The sequence below is a fragment of the Amycolatopsis ponsaeliensis genome (assembly GCF_030182635.1).
GTDB lineage: Bacteria > Actinomycetota > Actinomycetes > Mycobacteriales > Pseudonocardiaceae > Amycolatopsis > Amycolatopsis ponsaeliensis.
The window spans coordinates 201,128-217,353 of record NZ_JAPZLD010000004.1 but is presented as its reverse complement, the minus strand read 5'-3'; the positions used below and the strand labels follow the sequence as shown (position 1 = coordinate 217,353).

Genomic DNA, 16,226 nt, shown 5'->3' with positions numbered 1-16,226 from the left:
CCCCTTCAGACAAGGCGTGCTCGCGGATCGAGCGCGCCGTAGCAGAGATCGACCAGGAAGTTCAGGAGCGTGACCAGCAAGGCCGAGAACAACGTCACGCCGAGCAGCACCGGGAGGTTGAGCGACGAGATCGCGTCGACGAGCAGCCGCCCGACCCCGGCCATGCCGAAGATCCGTTCGGTGATCACCGTGCCGGCCAGCAGCGCGCCGAGGTCGACCCCGAACACCGTGATCACCGGCAGCAGGACGTTGCGCAAGGCGTGGCGCCCCACCACCTTCCGCTCGGTGAGGCCTTTCGCCCGGGCGGTGCGGATGTAGTCCTCACCGAGCGTCTCCAGCATCTGGCCACGGGTGAGCCGCGCGTAGATCGCCGCGTGCAGGAACGCCAGCACGAACCACGGCAGCACGAGGTGCCACGCCCACTGCACGGGGTCCTCGGTCAGCGGCACGTACCCGTTCTTCGGCACGACGTCGAGGGCGAACGCGAAGATCGTGATCCCGATCATCCCGGCGAGGTAGGCGGGCATCGACACCCCGGCCATCGCGGCGGCCATCGTGACCCGGTCGACGGCGGATCCCCGGCGCAGCGCCGAAAGCACACCGAGCCCGACCCCGAGGACGATCCAGATCGCGGCCGCACCGAGGGCGACCGAGAAGCTGACCCCGACCCGGCTGCCGATCTCGCTCAGGACGTCGACGTTGTTCTGGAAGTCGTAGCCGAAGCACGGTGCCGTGCAATGGATCGCGGCGGCGCCGGTGCCGAACGTGCGGCCGCCGAAGATGCCGCCGAGGAAGTCGAAGAACTGCTGATACCAGGGACTGTTGTAGCCCATGAACTCCCGCGCCAGCGCGAGGCTCTCCGGCGAGCACGGGCGGCCGCAGGCCATCCGCGCCGGGTCGGCGGGCAGGACGTAGAACACCACGAACGTCACGAAGGCGACGACGAGCAGGACCAGCAGCATCCCGGCGAACCGGGTCGCGACGAAGCGGGCGGTGCGCATCAGGCGGCACTCCCCGACCGCGGGTCGAGCGCGTCGCGGATCGCGTCGCCGACGACGTTGAACGCCAAGGTGACCAGGAACAGCATCAGCCCGGGGAAGACCAGGTACATCGGGTCCGTCTCGAAGAAGTCGATGGCCGCGCTGATCGTGCGGCCCCAGCTGGGTGTCGGCGGCAGGACGCCGACGCCGAGGAAGGACAGCGCGGCCTCGTTGCCGATCATCGACGGGATGGACAGGCTGGCGACGACGATGATCGGCGCCCACAGGTTCGGCAGCAGCTCCTTCGTGAACACGTGCCACGGGCCGCCGCCGATGGCCCGGGCCGCGGCGACGAAGTCACGCTTGGCCAGCGTCAAGGCCTGCGCCCGCACGATGCGGGCGATGCGCGGCCAGCCGAAGAGCCCGAGGACGACGACCAGCGTGATCTGCCGCGGGAAGTCCACCGGCAGGACCGCGCCGAGCGCGATCATGAAGATCAGGTAGGGGAAGCCGAGGATGACGTCGGCGGTCCAGGTGACCACCCGGTCCCACCAGCCGCCGAGGTAGCCGGCGCTCACCCCGATCACGACGCCGAGCGCGGTGGCCAGCACGGTGGCGCCGAGCCCGACCAGCAGCGACGTCCGGGCGCCGTGGGCGACGAGTGCGAAGAGGTCGACGCCGGTCAGGGGCTCGACGCCGAACCAGTGCGCGCCGCTCACCCCGCCGAGCGTGCCCGCGGGCAGCCCGGTCGGGCCGAGCGTGGCGATGTCCGGGGCGAGGCTCTGCCCCTCGACCAGGACGAACAGGTCGGCCCCGGCGGCGAGGAGCAGGATCAGGACGGCCAGCAGCGCGCAGGCGGACGTCCACCGCCCGGACCGGACGGCGCGCCACACGGCGGCAGGCAGCGAGCGCGCCGCGAGTGGCGGGAGGGAGGGGGCGGACACAGCACCTCAAGGTTCAGCCGATCGAGTGACGATCGGACCTTAAGGAGTTTTTCCGGTGATCGATCCACTGTCTCATCATGTGGACGGCAAGTAACCCGCTTGCCGGTGCTTTTGTCTGGTTCACCCCGGTTTCCGGCCAGAATGCGGACGCGTCACGGCTACCGCGCCGGCTCCGGCAGTTCGCCGGTCGCACTCCCCCGGAACCGCGTCAGGCGCAGGCTGTTCGACACCACGAGACAGCTCGACATCGCCATCGCCGCACCCGCGATCATCGGGTTCAGCAGGCCCGCCGCGGCCAACGGCAACGCAGCGACGTTGTAGGCCAGCGCCCAGAACAGGTTCGCCTTGATCGTCGCCAGTGTGCGGCGGCTCAGCCGGATCGCGTCCACCGCCGCCAGGAGGTCGCCGCGGACCAGGGTCAGGTCGCTCGCCTCGATCGCCGCGTCCGTGCCCGTGCCGATCGCCAGCCCGAGGTCGGCCGTCGCCAGGGCCGCCGCGTCGTTGACGCCGTCGCCGATCATCGCGACCACCCGGCCCTCGGCCTGCATCCCTTGGATCACTTCGACTTTCTGCTCCGGGGACACCCCCGCGATCACGTCGGTGATCCCGGCTTCGCGGCCGATCGCGCGGGCGACCGTCTCGTTGTCGCCGGTGAGCAGCACCGGGTTCAGGCCGAGCCGGCGCAGCTGGAACACCGCGGGCGCCGACGTCGGCTTGACGCTGTCCGCGACCACCAGCACCGCGTGTGCCAGCCCGTCCCAGGCGAGGATCACCGCGGTGTTCCCCTCCTGCTCGGCCCGTTCCTTCGCGCGCAGCAACGACTGCGGCAGCCGGACGTTCAGCCGCCGCAGCAGCTCGGGACGGCCGATGACGACGCGGTGGCCGTCGACGCGGCCGAGCACGCCGAACCCGGCCACCGTGCGGAACTCCCGCACCTGGCCGACCCAGCCGAACCGCTTGACGGCCGCGGCGGTGACGGCCACCGCGATCGGGTGCTCCGACGCGTTTTCCAGCGCTCCGGCCAGCTGGAGCGCGAGGTCGCGCGGCGTGCCGTCGTCGGTCCGGACGGCGGCCAGGCTCATCTTGCCGGTGGTGACCGTGCCGGTCTTGTCGAGCACGACGGTGTCGACGCGCCGCGTCGACTCGAGCATCTCCGGGCCCTTCACCAGCACGCCGAGCTGGGCGCCGCGGCCGGTGCCCACGAGCAGCGCGGTCGGCGTCGCCAGGCCCAGGGCGCACGGGCACGCGATGATCAGCACGGCGACGGCGGCGGTGAAGGCGGCCGCCGTCTCCGCACCGGACACGAGCCAGAACACCAGCGTGGCCAGCGAAAGCGCCATCACCACCGGCACGAACACCGCCGAGACGCGGTCGGCGAGCCGCTGCACGTCCGCCTTGCCGCTCTGGGCCCGCTCCACCATGGCGGCGATCCGCGCCAGCCGCGTGTCGGCGCCGACGCGGGTGGCGCACACGACCAGCCGTCCGCTCATGTTCACCGTCGCGCCGACGACCTCGGCGCCGGCCGCGACTTCGACGGGCACCGCTTCCCCGGTGACGAGGCTCAGGTCGACGGCCGACGTGCCGTCCTCGATCACACCGTCGGTGGCGATCTTCTCGCCGGGCCGCACGACGAACCGGTCGCCGGTGCGCAGTTCGTCGATCGGGATGCGTTCTTCGTGTCCGTCGCGCAGCACGGAGACGGACTTCGCGCCGAGGTCGAGCAGTGCGCGCAAGGCGGCTCCGGCGCGGCGCCGCGACCGGGCTTCGAAGAACCGGCCGGCCAGGATGAACAGCGTGACGCCGGTGGCGACCTCGAAGTAGATCCCGTCGACGTCGTGGTCGGCGGCGAGGGAGAAGTCGAATTCGTGCCGCATCCCGATTTCGCCCGCCCCGCCGAGCAGCAGCGCGTACAACGACCAGAGATAGGCCGCGGCGACCCCGATCGAGACGAGGGTGTCCATCGTGGCCGTCCGGTGCTTCAGGTTCGCCCACGCCGCGCGGTGCAGCGGCCCCGCGCCCCACGCGACGACCGGCGTCGCGAGCACCAGCGACACCCACTGCCAGGCCGGGAACTGCAGCACGGGCACCATGGCGAGCACGATGACCGGCACCGCGAGGACGGCGGACACGAGCAGCCGCTGCCGCAGCGGATCGGCCCCCGGAACCGGCTCCTGCTCCGGCGGCGCGGGCAGCTGGGCGGTGTAGCCGGCGGCTTCGATCGCCGCGACGACGTCCTCGACCGTGAGCGACGCCGGCACCGAGACGGCGGCCTTCCCGGTGGCGTAGTTGACGGTCGCGCGGACGCCGTCGACGCGGTTGAGCTTGCGTTCGATCCGCGCGGCGCACGAGCCGCACGTCATGCCGCCGACCACCAGCTCCACGTCGCGCGCGGGCCGCTGGGCGGCGATGGGCGCGGTGACCGGGTCGCGCAGGTACCCGCTGGTCATCGGACGAGCTGGTAGCCCGCGACCCGGACGGCGCTCTCGACGTGCTCGAGGGCCAGGGCCGACTCGCTGGTGACGACGACGCGGCCGGTCGGCACGTCGACGTCGACGTCCCGGACACCGGGCAGCTCGCCGAGCTCCTCGCGGACCGAAGCCGCGCAGTGCCCGCAGGTCATTCCCGTCACCGCGTACGTACTCTGAGTCATCGTTGCGCCTTCCGGCCGTGGCCTTCCCGAGATCGGGCAGTGGCCTTGCCGTAACAAGGTCGGCCGGCGGGCCCGGCTGGTTCCCGGGAATTCCGTCAAGATCATCTTCAACCGTTCCGGCCCGGGAGCCGTATCAGCGGGTGTGAGGCCACTTCGTGCGGACGACGACGAGATCACGCGCTGGGCCCGGCTGGCCGGCCGCGGCGACCGGGTCGCCCTGGACCACTTCGTGCGCGCCACGCAACCGCACGTCTGGCGGTTCGTGGCGAGCCTGGGCGACGTGCAGACGGCCGACGACCTGGTCCAGGAGACCTACCTGCGGGCGCTGGGGTCGTTGAGCCGCTTCAAGGGCGACTCGTCGGCCCGCACGTGGCTGCTCTCGATCGCCCGCCGCGCGGTCGCCGACCACATCCGCGCCGCGCGCTGCCGGCCGCGGTCGGCGTCCGCCGCCGACTGGCAGACCCTCTCCGAGCGCGACGAGCCGGCGACGCGGTCGCTGCTGGAGGAGCAGGTGGTCCTGGACCAGCTGGTCGGCGCGCTGGATCCGGAGCGGCGGGACGCGTTCGTGCTCACCCAGGCTCTCGGGCTGTCGTACGCGGACGCCGCCGAGGTGTGCGGGTGCCCGGTCGGCACGATCCGGTCGCGGGTGGCCCGGGCACGCGACGACCTCCTCGCCGCGATGGCCGACGCGCCGCCCCGGCGCAGCGCCGTCGGGTGATCCGCTGGAACCGGGCCGGGGCCGTGGACGACTATCTACCCGTGGACTGTGCACCTTTCCGGGAATCGCTCTCGGCCGCGATGGACGGCGAGACCGGCCCGTTGCCCGAGGCCGAAGTGGAACGCCACCTGCAGGGCTGTGGCGCGTGCCAGGCCTGGCGAGACCAGGCCCAGCGGCTGCGCCGCGCGATGGTGCGCCAGGCGCCCGCGGTACCCGACCTGACCACGGCGATCCTCGAGCGGGCACCGCTGCCGTCGCGTGAGAAGTGGGCGGCGCGGGTCGCGCTGGGGCTCGTCGGGCTGGTCCAGTCCGGCCTCGGGTTCGCCGAGTTCCTGGTACCGGGAGACCCGCACGCGGCGCACGCCGGCGCGATCCACCTGAGCAACGAGAGTGCGGCGTGGAATCTGGCGCTGGGCATCGGCCTGCTGTGGGCGGCGTTGCGCCCCCGGACGGCCGGCGCGCAGCTGCCGCTGGTCGCCGGGTTCGCGCTGGTGCTCGGGGTGGCATCGGTGATCGACGTGTCCGACGGCCAGGTGGGAGCCGGCCGCCTGCTGACCCACAGCCTGCTGGTGGTGGGGCTGGTGCTGATGTTCGTGGTCCACCGCGAACACCGGCGTAGGCCGGCCCCGGCACCGTTGAACGCGGACGCGCTGGGGACGGAGGGCGAGGTGCGGCTTCCGGAGCATGACGCGCCGGCGCCGCTTGCGCCGGTTCGGCGGTTCCCGCGCAGGCCGGCCAGCCGGCATCGCGCGGCTTGACTTCCGGCCGACTTCCGGCGAGCCGACTGCGGGGTGGGATTTCCGGCAACCGGCCGGCACCGCACAGCCTGACCACCAGCCGACCTCCAGCACGCCGACTGCCCTGTGGAACCTCCGCCAGCCGACCAGCACCACACAACCTGACCACCAGCCGACCTCCAGCACGCCGACCGCCCTGTGGAACTTCCAACAACCGGCCAGCACTGCACAACCTGCCGGCGTCCGGCAGAGCCGGCCCGGGGCGGGATCTTCCGGCGGCCGGCGGCACCGCGCTGTCCGGCGGCGGACTGCCCATCGGCGCAAGCGCAAGGCCGGCAGCGGAGGCGAGCGTCGCGCCAACGGGCGACCCGGGCGCGCGGGTGATGTCTTGAATGAGTCATTCAGGTCCCCGGAGGTCCTGAATGACTCATTCAAGACGTTTCGGGTCGGCTCACAGCATCGCGACCAGCATCACGGTGGTGCCGAGGCCCATCAGGGCGTCGGCACCCCACCCGGCCGTCCGGACCGGCGGCAACGCGACCCGCACCCCGTCGATCGCCCGGGCGAGGAACACCAGCCCCGCCCAACAGAACGCGATCGCCAGCACCAGCGCGACGACCACCACGTCGGCCGGCACCCCTCCCCCGGCCGACGGCAACGCCATCGCCATGCCTTCCATCCCCGGCATGTCCATGGTCGTCGCCGCGCCGCTGCCCACCATCGCGCGGGGCATCGCGAACACCATCCACGCCATCGCCGCCATCATCAGCGCGTGATAGCCCGGGTGCCACCGGTCGGTGCCCCGGGCCGCGGCCACCGCGAACCAGGCCGCGGCGAAGCCGAACAGCAGCAACTGCGGCAGCCGGGCGAAAATCATCGTGGCCGGCCACACCATCGCGACCATGCCCGCGCACATCGCCACGTGCAGCACGTCGCCGAACCGGCTCGTCACCGGCCCCTGCCTCAGACACCGGTACAGGCAAAAGAACCCGGTGCCCGCGAACACGATCGTCAGGATCCACCGCAACCCGGTCGCTTCGATCACGACGCCACCTCCGCACGGCGGGCCCCGATGATCAGGTCCACGACCAGGAAACCCAGCAGGGACAACCCGAACACCGGCAGGTAGTAGCCCGCCACCGCGGTCACCACCAGCACGGGCGCGAGTACCCGGCCCGGGATCCGCCGCCAGGTTCCGCGCGACGGCGGACGCCCGACCCGCGCCTCGCCGCGGGTCGGCCGGCGCAGCCACCACATCCGGTAGCCCCAGACGATCACCGCGATCAGCCCGAGCGCCAAGGCCGTCAACAGGATCTGGTTGGCGACGCCGAACAGCAGGCCCATGTGCGCGTCGATCCCCCACCGCGCCAGCTTCGCCGCCAGCGAGTAGTCCGCGAACGGCAGCGTGTCGGTGATCCGCCCGGTTGCCGGGTCGACGGCCATCGAATCCGCCTTCGTCGGCCAGTCGCGGCCGACCTGCTGCACGACATAGGCTTTCCCCGGCGCGGATGGCGGGCGGATCTCCACCGGGTCGGTCAAGCCGGCCGACAGCGTCGCCGTGCGTACGGCGTCGATCCCGACGTCCCCTGGCGCCGCCGAAACCGGAAGCGCGGTGGACACCGACGGCGTCGTCCAGTCCAACTCGGACCGCAGCTCGCTGATGCTCGCGCCCGCGTGCTCGGACCACGTCAGCCCGGTGGCCGACAGGACCAGCAACCCGGCCGCGATCACCAGGCCGGTCGTGCGGTGCCACGACAAGAGCCGCCCTCGCTTGCTCCGCGACGACTTGCGCTTCCCCAGCCACAGCACGACCCCGGCCAGCACGACCACCCACAGCCAGCTGGCCGCGAGTTCGCTGTACCACCGGCCGAAGTCGCCCAGGTGCAGGCTGCGGTGCAGGGTGTCGACCCAGCCGCGCACCGGCATCGCCTGTCCCGAACCGTAGGTCTCCAGCTGCCCGCGCACGACCCCGGTGTGCGGGTCGACGAACACCGTCCAGTGGTAGCTGGGCTCGAGCCCGGGCCGGGTGAAGATCACCTGCGTCGAGTCGGCCGGGGTGGGCCCGGGGCGGATCCCGGTGACGGTCCCGTCCGGCACGGCGGCCCGGGCGACGGCGGCCTGCTGCTCCAGCGGGACGACCCCGGGCGCCGCCGGGACGTGCAGCTCGTGGTCGTAGACGGCCTGCTCCAGCTGCGGCGTCCAGACGTAGGCCAGCCCCGTCACCGCGGCGACCAGCAGGAACGGCCCGATGAACACCCCGGCGTAGAAGTGCAGGCGCAGCACCAGCGGCCGGATCGCCGCCCAGGTGAGCCTCGGCGGTGCCGCCGGTTCGGCCGTGCGCTCGTCGCTCTGGTCGATCGACATCGAGCTCCCTTCCCGTCCGCGGCGGCCGCCGCCTCAGGAGAGAGGTCGGCTGCAATCCGCGTACGGTTCCCGGGAATCTCGGAGCGCACGGCGCGTCAAGCCGTTCCACCCGCCGGGCGCGCTTCGCATCTTCGCGCGGGGCAACGACAATCGCGGCCATGACGATCCAGCCGGAACGCCCCGAGGTGCTCGACGTGACCATCCGGATCGACCTCAGCGGGCCGGCCCGCGACGCCGCGCTCGTCGCCGCCCGGCTGGCGACCGCGCTCGACGGACTGGCGAGCGTCGACGTCTTCCCGGCGCGGTCCCACCTGAAGCTGGTGCCGGACGCGCTGCTGCACATCGAAACCGGCTCCCGGCGGGCGATCCTGCTCGGCAGGCACCTCGAGCTGACCCGGCTGGAGTTCGACCTGCTGCGCTACCTCGGCGCGCACCCGGACCGGGTCTTCACCCGCGCCGCGCTGAAGACCGCGCTGTGGCCGCGGCAGGACGGCGGCGACCGGACCGTCGACGTCCACGTGCGCAAGCTCCGGGCCAAGCTGGCCCCGCACCTGGACCCGATCACCACCGTCCGCGGGATCGGCTACCGCTTCGAAAGCTCCGCACCGGTCGCGCTGACCTGAACGCGGTCGCGCTCGGCCCACCGGACCACCGCCGGCACCGCGAGGCCGGTGGCCGCGAAGATCCCGCCGACCACCCACCACCCCGGGGTCCCCCAGGTGATGCACAGCGCGATCAGCACCGCCGGCCCCAGCGTCACGCCCAGACCGAGGCCCATGCCGAACAGTCCCTGGTACTGCCCGACCGCATGCGGCGGCGCGAGCGTGAACGACAGCTCGAAGCCGCCCGCCGCCTGCCAGATCTCGCCCACCGTGTGCACGATCACCGCCGCCAGCAACAGCACCAGGGCCAGCCACGTCGGCGCCCCGGCCATCGCCGCGATCGCCACGCACGCCGCGAAGAACGCGAACCCGGCACGCCGGAACGCCACCGCGCCCGCCTTCGTCGTGTCGATCCGGCGGCTCGCGCGGACCTGGAAGAACACCACGATCACCGTGTTCACCACCATCACGCCGGAGACCGTCCAGTTCGGCGCCGCCGTGCGGGCGACCAGCCACAGCGGGACCGCCGCGGTCAGCACCCGGTACTGGATCGCCATGACGCCGTCGAGCAGGGTCAGCACGAGGTACGGCCGGTCGCGCAGGGCCACCCACCGCGGTCCGGTGCCCGCCGGTTTCGGCGGGACCGCAGGCAGGAACAGCACCACGGCCGCACTCGCCGCGTAGGACACCGCGCTGCCCGCGATGAGCAGCAGGTACGCGTTGCGGGTGTCCGCCGCGACGCCCCAGCCGGCCAGCAGCGCGCCGAGCGCGATCCCGAGGTTCGTCACCGACCGCAGGTAGCCGCGGAACTCCGCCGGCCGGTCGCCGCCGTACTCCTGCACGAGCGGGCTGCGCGCGGCGGGCCCGGCCGTCTGGGCCGCGGCACCGAGGCTCGCGAACACCACGAACGTCCAGAACCCTTGCGCCAGGCAGAGTCCGGCCATCGAGACCGCGCCGAGCACGAGGGTGAGCGCGTAGACCGTGCGGGCGCCGTGACGGTCGGCGAGGTGCCCGAACGGGATCCCGGCCGAGAGCGACACCGCGCCCGCGACCGTCAGCCCGAGGCCGACCTGGCCGGCGGGCAGCTGGACGACACGCGTGAAGTACAGGACGCCGGCGGTCAGGTAGACGCCGTAGCCGGTCATCGTGATCAGGGTCGCCACCGCGAGCAGCCGGGGTGGTCCGCCGCGGGGCAGGAGCGCGGGCATGGGCAGGCCTTTCTCAGCCGTGGGACAGGGCGTCGGCGCGGTGCCGGCCGTCGAGGTCGGCACGCGGCGGGGTGGCGGTCCACCGGCAGAGGCCGACGCCGAGGTTCATGCCGCCGCCGAACCCGGCCAGCAGCACGACGTCGCCGACGTCGAGGGCGCCGGCGCGGTGGGCGGCGTCGAGCGTGATCGGCACGGACGCGGCGCCGGTGTTGGCGAACTCCTCGACCGTCAGGTGCAGGGCGGCGTTCGGCAGGTCGAGCGTCTCCCGCAGTTCGCGCAGCAGCACGCCGTTGGCCTGGTGCGGCACGAGGTGGTCGACGGCGGTGGCGGGTAGCCCGCTTTCCCGCAGTGCCTGGGTGATCGCCGACGGGACGTGCCCGGCGACGAACTCGCGGACCCCGCGCCCGTCCATCCGGAAGAAGTGCTCGCCGTCCAGCACCGACCGGACCGACGCGGGCACCCGGCTGCCGCCGGCGCGCACGCCGATGAGCCGGTGGCCGTCACCGTGTCCGCGCAGCCGCGTGCCGATGACGCCCCCTCCCGCCGGTACGGGGCCGAGCACGACCGCCCCCGCACCGTCACCGAACAGGATCGCGGTCTTGCGGTCACGCACGTCCAGGATGCGGGAGTAGATGTCGGCGCCGATCACCAGCGCGTGGCCGCCGTCGCGCACGAGGCCGTGGGCCATCGCCAGCGCGTAGACGAACCCGCTGCACACGGCGTTGACGTCGACGGCCGAAGCCGAGCGGGCGCCGATGAGGTGCTGGACCAGGCTGGCCGTGGCCGGCTGCGGGTGGTCCGGGGTGGAGGTCGCGACGACGACGTGGTCGACGTCGTCCGGGCTGAGGCCGGCGGCGAGCAGCGCCCGGTCGGCCGCGATCGCCGCGAGGTTGGAGGTGGCCTGCCCGGGTGCGGCGTGCCGGCGTTCGCGGATGCCGGTCTTGCGTTCGATCCACGCCGCGTCGACGCCGGCCGCCGGGGCGATCTCGGCGTTGGGGACGACGCGGTCGGGCAGGTAGGAGCCGGTGCTGATGATGCCGATGTCGGTCATGTCCGGGTGTCTTCCTCGGGGTCAGTGCAGGGCCCACAGGCCCGGCAGGCGATCGGGTTCGGACTCGGGCACGAACTTCACCGAGTCCACGAGGTCGGCGGCCAGCGCGCTCGCCGCTTCGGGAGTGTCGGCGCCCACGACGACCAAGCCGACGCGGTCGCCGGAGCGGTGCAGGGGCTTGATCTCGTCGCCGGGTCCGACGCCGAGTTCCGCGTACAGGACGGCGGGGTGCGCGAGGACGTCGTCCCAGCCCTCGACCGCGGCGAGCCGGCCCGGCGGCGGCGTGAGGTACCGGACGGCGGCGCCGCGACTGGGCTCCAGCGGGACGCCGGTGCCCGGTCGGCCGAGCAGGTCGTCGAAGACCAGCCCGTACAGCTCGAGGCCGGGGATGGCGTGGGCGAGCATGCGGTGGATCCAGTCGCCGCCGAAGCGGCCGTGCACCTCGCCCAGCACGACCCCGGCGGGGGTGAGCCACAGCTCGACGTGGAAGCCGCCGACGCGCAGCCCGAGCGTCTTCAGCGCGCCCGAGACCTGCTCTTCGATCTCCTGCCGCCGGGCGTCCGGCAGCGGCGCGGGCAGCACGTGCCCGGTCTCGACGAAGAACGGCGGCGGCACCTTCTCCTTGGCGGTGACGGCGAGGATCTTCGGCACGCCCCCGAGGAAGACGCCCTCGACGCTGAACTCGGGACCCTCGACGAACTGTTCCACCAGGAACGGCTTCGCATCTGGCAACAGCTCGATCGCCGCGGGCAGCTGCCCGGGCTCGGTCACCAGGCTCACGCCGGTGCTGCCCATGGCGTCGCGGGGTTTCACGATCCACGGCCCGGCGTACTCGCCGAGGAAGGCTTCGGCCTCGGCTCGGTCGGCGCACAGCCGGACGACCGGCTGCGGGAACCCGGCGGCGGCCAGGGCTTCCCGGCAGGCGTCCTTGGTCCGGACGCGGTGCACGGCTTCGGGCGGGTTGCCCGGTGCGCCGATCGCTTCGGCCGTCTCGGCGACGGCGACCTGGGCAAGCTCCTGCAGCGCGTAGACGGCGTCGAAGCGCTCGTCCTGCGCCTTCGCCCAGGCCGCGGACTCGCCGGGCTTCAGGACGTCCACAGTGGACGTCGCCGCCGCTTTGCCGACGACGTCTTCGGTCGCGGCGAGCACCTCGGCGGTGTTCGTGACGTGGACGCGAATGCCGCGTGCCGCCGCCTGGGCCAGCGCTTCCGCCGCCATGTCCAGGCTGAAGCTGAGCGGCCGGGCGCCGCCGACGAACAACAGGGTGGGCACGTCAGTCATGGGTGTCTCCTTCAGGAAGCAGGGTGACGAGGATCTGGTCGGCGGTGACGCCGTCGTTGAGCGCGCAGGAAAGCCGGCCGACGGTCCCGGCGAACGGCGCGACGATGCGGTTCTCCATCTTCATCGCCTCGACGACCACCAGCAGCTCCCCCGCTTCGACCCGCGCGCCGGGCGCGCACGCCACGCCGACGACGACCCCCGGCATCGGCGTGCGCACCGCGCCGTCGGAGGCGTCGCCGCCGCCTTCGTCGAACGTCCGGCGGGCCAGCGCGACACGGTGCCCGCCGAGGACGATCTCGTAGCCGTCCGCGGTGGGCAAACCCGTCCAGCGGGTGGTCCCCACCGTGCCGCGGACCACCCCGTCGGACGCCGGTCCGGCGGTCACGGTGAAGCGGTGGCCATCGGTCTCGACGTGCAGCCCGGCCCGGTCGCGGGCCAGCAGCCGGGCCTCGCGGTCGCGGCCGTCGCGGCGCAGGACGAGGCGGCCGAGCGGCGCGTCCGGGTCGAGTGCGGCGCGGTCGAACGCCCCGACGGTCCCGGTCCACGGCGAGGCCGCGGCGGCCTGGTCCGGCGCCGCCAGTGCGGCCGCGCACGCGAGGGCCTGCGCGTCCCGGCAGTGCGGGGCGGGCCGGGCGGTGAAGCCGTCGACCAGGTGGGTGTCGACGCGCCCCTCGGCCACCCGGGGTTCGGCCAGCAGCTCGCCGAGGAAGCCGAGGTTGGTGGTCAGGCCGACGAGCGTGGTCTCCTCGATCGCCGTGCGCAGGCGGGCGAGCGCCGCCGGGCGGTCGGCCCCGGTGGCCACGAGCTTCGCGACCATCGGGTCGTAGAAGCCGGGCACCGCGCCGGACTCGTCGAACGCGGCCTCGACGCGGACGTGCCGGGGCCACCGGACGACCTCGGCGTGGCCCGGCGCCGGCCGGAAGCCGTGCTCGGGGTCTTCGGCGTAGACCCGGCACTCGATCGCGTGCCCGGTGGCGCGGATCTGCCACTGCTCCAGCGGGAGTGGCTCGCCGTCGGCGACGCGCAGCTGCCACTCGACGAGGTCCAGGCCGGTGATCTCCTCGGTGACCGGGTGCTCGACCTGCAGCCGGGTGTTGACCTCCAGGAAGAAGAACCGCCCGTCGCCGTCGAGGATGAACTCGAACGTGCCCGCGCCGACGTACCCCAATGCGGTCGCGCCCCGCACGGCCGCGTCGAGCAGCGCGTGCCGGATCGGCGCCGGCAGGTGCGGCGCCGGTGCCTCCTCGACGATCTTCTGGTGCCGGCGCTGCAGTGAGCACTCGCGCTCGAAGAGGTGGACGACGGTGCCGTGCCGGTCGCCGAAGACCTGCACCTCGATGTGCCGCGGCGCGGCGACGTACCGCTCGGCCAGCAGCCGGCCGTCGCCGAACCCGGCGCGGCCCAGCCGGACGGCCTCGCCGACCGCGTCGGGCAGCTCCGATTCGGTGTGGACCACGCGCATGCCCTTGCCGCCGCCCCCGGCGACCGGCTTGAGGATCACCGGGTAGCCGATCCGGCGCGCGTCGGCGAGCAGCACGTCCGCCGACTCGGTCGCGTGCTCGGAGCCGGGCAGGACCGGGACCCCGGCCGCGGCCATCAGCTCCCGGGCGCGGGCCTTGTCCCCCATTGCTTCGATAGTGGCCGCGTCCGGTCCGATGTAGACGAGACCGGCTTCGGTGACGCGGGCGGCGAACTCCGGGTTCTCGGACAGGAAACCGTAACCCGGGTGGACGGCGTCGCAGCCGGTCCGGAGGGCCGCGTCGACGACCGCGTCGATGTCGAGGTAGCTCTCCCGGGCCGGCGATGGTCCGATGTGGACGGTCTCGGCCGCGTCCGCGAGGTGGGCCGCCCCGGCGTCGGCGGCGGAGTGCACCGCGACGTGGTCGACGCCGAGCCGGCGGCAGGTGCGCGCGATCCGGCGGGCGATCTCCCCGCGGTTGGCGATGAGCACACGTTTCGGCATCGTCCCCTCACATCCTGAAGACCCCGAAGCGGGTCTCCCGCTTCGGCGCGTCGGCGGCCATGGCCAGGCACAGCGCCAGCCAGTCACGCGTCTCGACCGGGTCCACGACGGCGTCGACCCACAGCCGGGCCGCGTAGTACAGCGGCTGCGCCTGCCGTTCGTAAGAGGCGAGGATCGGCTCGCGGATCTCCGCGCGCCGGCCGCACGGGGATCGCCTGCGCTACAGCGGATCCGCGCCCGGCCTGACCGAGCTGCTGGGCTGGCTGGCCACCAGCGTCGACGGCGTCCGGCTGCACCCCGCCGCCCTCGCGACCGACCTGCCGGTGCTGGCCGGTGAGGTGCTGCCCGCGCTGCGCGCCGAAGGCCTGCTCACCCCGCCGGAGCCGGGCGCCACCTTGCGCACTTCGCTCGGTCTCGCCCGGCCGGCGAGCCTGTTCGCGGCCGGCGGTGCCGCATGAGCGCGCGGCTGCACCTGGGCGTGTTCTACACCGGCGTCGGCCCGCACTACCTGTGGGACGACCCGTCGAACGCGCCGCACACCGAGATCGAGACCTACGTCTCCGTCGCGCGGACGCTCGAACGCGGCCTGTTCGACGCCTTCTTCCTCGGCGAAGGCCTGCGGGTGCGGGAGAACCGCGGCCGCGTCCACGCCCTCGACGTCGCCGGCCGCCCGGACGCGATCACGCAGCTGAGCGCGCTGGCCGGTGCCACGACCCGGATCGGGCTGGTCGCCACGCAGAACACCACGTACAACTTCCCCGCCGACCTCGCCCGCCGGCTGTCCTCTTTGGACTACCTGTCCGGCGGCCGGGCCGGCTGGAACATCGTCACCACCGACAACGCCTGGACCGGCGCCAACTTCCGCCGGGGCGGCTGGCTGGCGCACGAACGCCGCTACGAGCGGGCCGAGCAGTTCGTCGAGGCCGCGCTGGCGCTGTGGTCCGGGACCGGGCTGGTGGCCCGCCACACCGACCTGGTGAGCCTGCGCGCGACGCCGACGGTGCCGCCGAGCCCCCAGGGCCGGCCGGTGCTGTTCCAGGCCGGGGACTCCGCCGGCGGCCGCGAACTGGCGGCGAAGTACGCGGACGTCGTCTTCTCGGCGAACACCGCCTACGACAAGGCCCTCGCCTACGCCGAGGACCTGCGCGCGAGGCTGGCCCGCCACGGCCGGCCCGCCGACGCGGTGCGGATCCTGCCCGGCGCGACCGTCGTCCTGGGCGACACCCCGGCCGACGCGGCCGAGCGCGCCGAGGACATCCGGCGCCGGCAGATCACGCCCCAGCGCGCGCTGACGTTCCTCGAGCAGTACTGGGGTCAGGACCTGTCGGCCTATGACCCGCACGGCCCGCTGCCGGACGTCGAGCCCGCCGAGGGCGAACTCGACCCGTCACGCGGGACGATCTCGATCGAGGACCGGACGGGCAAGCTCGACCGGATCCGCCGGTGGCGGGAGCTGGCCGAGGCGAAGAACCTGTCGATCCACCAGCTCGTCCTCGAGGTCCAGCCGCGTCAGCACGGCTTCGTCGGCACGCCGGGCCAGGTCGCCGACGAATGGGCGCGGTACGTGCGGACGCGGGCGGTGGACGGGTTCAACCTCAGCCCGCACCTGGTCCCGGCCGCGCTGGACGACGTCGTCGACCGGCTGGTCCCGGAGCTGCAGGACCGCGGCGTCTACCGGACGGAGTACGAGGGCACGACCCTGCGGGAGCACCTCGACCTGCCGTGACG

Annotated in this window: 16 protein-coding genes; 5 read left to right on the top strand and 11 right to left on the bottom strand. The window is 73.4% G+C overall.

Translation table 11 applies throughout. From position 1 onward, the window contains the following. Nucleotides 1–5: 5 nt before the first annotated feature. From QQ657_RS08300 to QQ657_RS08285, 4 genes are all read right to left on the bottom strand, one after another. Complete coding sequence (locus QQ657_RS08300) at nt 6–1,001, bottom strand: ABC transporter permease (RefSeq protein WP_284741505.1); 996 nt, start codon at nt 999–1,001, stop codon at nt 6–8. Further along, complete coding sequence (locus QQ657_RS08295) at nt 1,001–1,924, bottom strand: ABC transporter permease (protein WP_284741504.1); 924 nt, start codon at nt 1,922–1,924, stop codon at nt 1,001–1,003. The genes QQ657_RS08300 and QQ657_RS08295 overlap by 1 nt, the downstream gene beginning before the upstream one ends. A gap of 158 nt (nt 1,925–2,082) precedes the next feature. Continuing rightward, the gene (locus QQ657_RS08290; RefSeq protein WP_284741634.1) at nt 2,083–4,284 is read right to left on the bottom strand and encodes a heavy metal translocating P-type ATPase; all 2,202 of its coding nucleotides are present in this window, start codon (nt 4,282–4,284) and stop codon (nt 2,083–2,085) included. Nucleotides 4,285–4,367: 83 nt separating this feature from the next. Further along, nucleotides 4,368–4,574, bottom strand: a complete 207-nt coding sequence (locus tag QQ657_RS08285) for a heavy-metal-associated domain-containing protein (RefSeq protein ID WP_284741503.1) — start codon at nt 4,572–4,574, stop codon at nt 4,368–4,370. Nucleotides 4,575–4,716: 142 nt separating this feature from the next. Between QQ657_RS08285 and QQ657_RS08280 the strand changes: the two genes are divergently transcribed. Together QQ657_RS08280 and QQ657_RS08275 are read left to right on the top strand one after the other, a co-directional pair. Next, a complete protein-coding gene (locus QQ657_RS08280) occupies nt 4,717–5,292 on the top strand; it encodes a sigma-70 family RNA polymerase sigma factor (protein ID WP_284741502.1) in 576 nt (191 codons plus the stop codon). A gap of 41 nt (nt 5,293–5,333) precedes the next feature. Next, nucleotides 5,334–6,050, top strand: a complete 717-nt coding sequence (locus QQ657_RS08275) for a zf-HC2 domain-containing protein (protein WP_284741501.1) — start codon at nt 5,334–5,336, stop codon at nt 6,048–6,050. Between the two features lie 430 nt (nt 6,051–6,480). On the opposite strand, the gene QQ657_RS08270 is transcribed toward QQ657_RS08275, so the two are convergent. Both QQ657_RS08270 and QQ657_RS08265 read right to left on the bottom strand, forming a co-directional pair. Continuing rightward, nucleotides 6,481–7,074, bottom strand: coding sequence for a DUF5134 domain-containing protein (locus QQ657_RS08270; protein ID WP_284741500.1), 594 nt, complete (start codon nt 7,072–7,074; stop codon nt 6,481–6,483). After that, the gene (locus tag QQ657_RS08265) at nt 7,071–8,393 is read right to left on the bottom strand and encodes a PepSY-associated TM helix domain-containing protein (RefSeq protein ID WP_284741499.1); all 1,323 of its coding nucleotides are present in this window, start codon (nt 8,391–8,393) and stop codon (nt 7,071–7,073) included. Before QQ657_RS08265 ends, QQ657_RS08270 begins: the two co-directional genes overlap by 4 nt. Nucleotides 8,394–8,551: 158 nt before the next feature. Here QQ657_RS08265 and QQ657_RS08260 point away from each other — a divergent pair, with 158 nt between their 5' ends. After that, nucleotides 8,552–9,016 carry a winged helix-turn-helix domain-containing protein gene (locus QQ657_RS08260; protein ID WP_284741498.1) on the top strand — a complete coding sequence of 155 codons (465 nt, stop codon included), beginning with the start codon at nt 8,552–8,554 and terminating at the stop codon, nt 9,014–9,016. Here QQ657_RS08260 and QQ657_RS08255 read toward each other — a convergent pair. Genes QQ657_RS08255 through QQ657_RS56655 form a run of 5 tightly spaced genes read right to left on the bottom strand, consistent with a single transcriptional unit; the run spans nt 8,977 to nt 14,685 of the window. Next, entirely contained in the window at nt 8,977–10,203 is a 1,227-nt protein-coding gene (locus QQ657_RS08255; protein ID WP_284741497.1) for an MFS transporter, read from the bottom strand. The two genes, QQ657_RS08260 and QQ657_RS08255, sit on opposite strands and share 40 nt — an antisense overlap. 13 nt (nt 10,204–10,216) lie before the next feature. Next, nucleotides 10,217–11,254 (bottom strand): 3-oxoacyl-ACP synthase III family protein, encoded by a 1,038-nt coding sequence (locus QQ657_RS08250; RefSeq protein ID WP_284741496.1) that lies wholly within the window; start codon nt 11,252–11,254, stop codon nt 10,217–10,219. A gap of 21 nt (nt 11,255–11,275) precedes the next feature. Next, nucleotides 11,276–12,535, bottom strand: a complete 1,260-nt coding sequence (locus QQ657_RS08245; RefSeq protein ID WP_284741495.1) for an ATP-grasp domain-containing protein — start codon at nt 12,533–12,535, stop codon at nt 11,276–11,278. Then, the gene (locus QQ657_RS08240; RefSeq protein ID WP_284741494.1) at nt 12,528–14,498 is read right to left on the bottom strand and encodes an acetyl/propionyl/methylcrotonyl-CoA carboxylase subunit alpha; all 1,971 of its coding nucleotides are present in this window, start codon (nt 14,496–14,498) and stop codon (nt 12,528–12,530) included. The genes QQ657_RS08245 and QQ657_RS08240 overlap by 8 nt, the downstream gene beginning before the upstream one ends. Nucleotides 14,499–14,505: 7 nt before the next feature. Continuing rightward, nucleotides 14,506–14,685: a carboxyl transferase domain-containing protein gene (locus QQ657_RS56655; protein ID WP_434056728.1), complete on the bottom strand. Its 180-nt coding sequence runs from the start codon at nt 14,683–14,685 to the stop codon at nt 14,506–14,508. A 136-nt stretch (nt 14,686–14,821) separates the two neighbouring features. Between QQ657_RS56655 and QQ657_RS08235 the strand changes: the two genes are divergently transcribed. Next, nucleotides 14,822–14,956 carry a hypothetical protein gene (locus tag QQ657_RS08235; protein ID WP_284741493.1) on the top strand — a complete coding sequence of 45 codons (135 nt, stop codon included), beginning with the start codon at nt 14,822–14,824 and terminating at the stop codon, nt 14,954–14,956. Further along, nucleotides 14,953–16,224 carry an LLM class flavin-dependent oxidoreductase gene (locus QQ657_RS08230; RefSeq protein ID WP_284741492.1) on the top strand — a complete coding sequence of 424 codons (1,272 nt, stop codon included), beginning with the start codon at nt 14,953–14,955 and terminating at the stop codon, nt 16,222–16,224. The genes QQ657_RS08235 and QQ657_RS08230 overlap by 4 nt, the downstream gene beginning before the upstream one ends. Nucleotides 16,225–16,226 lie beyond the last annotated feature (2 nt).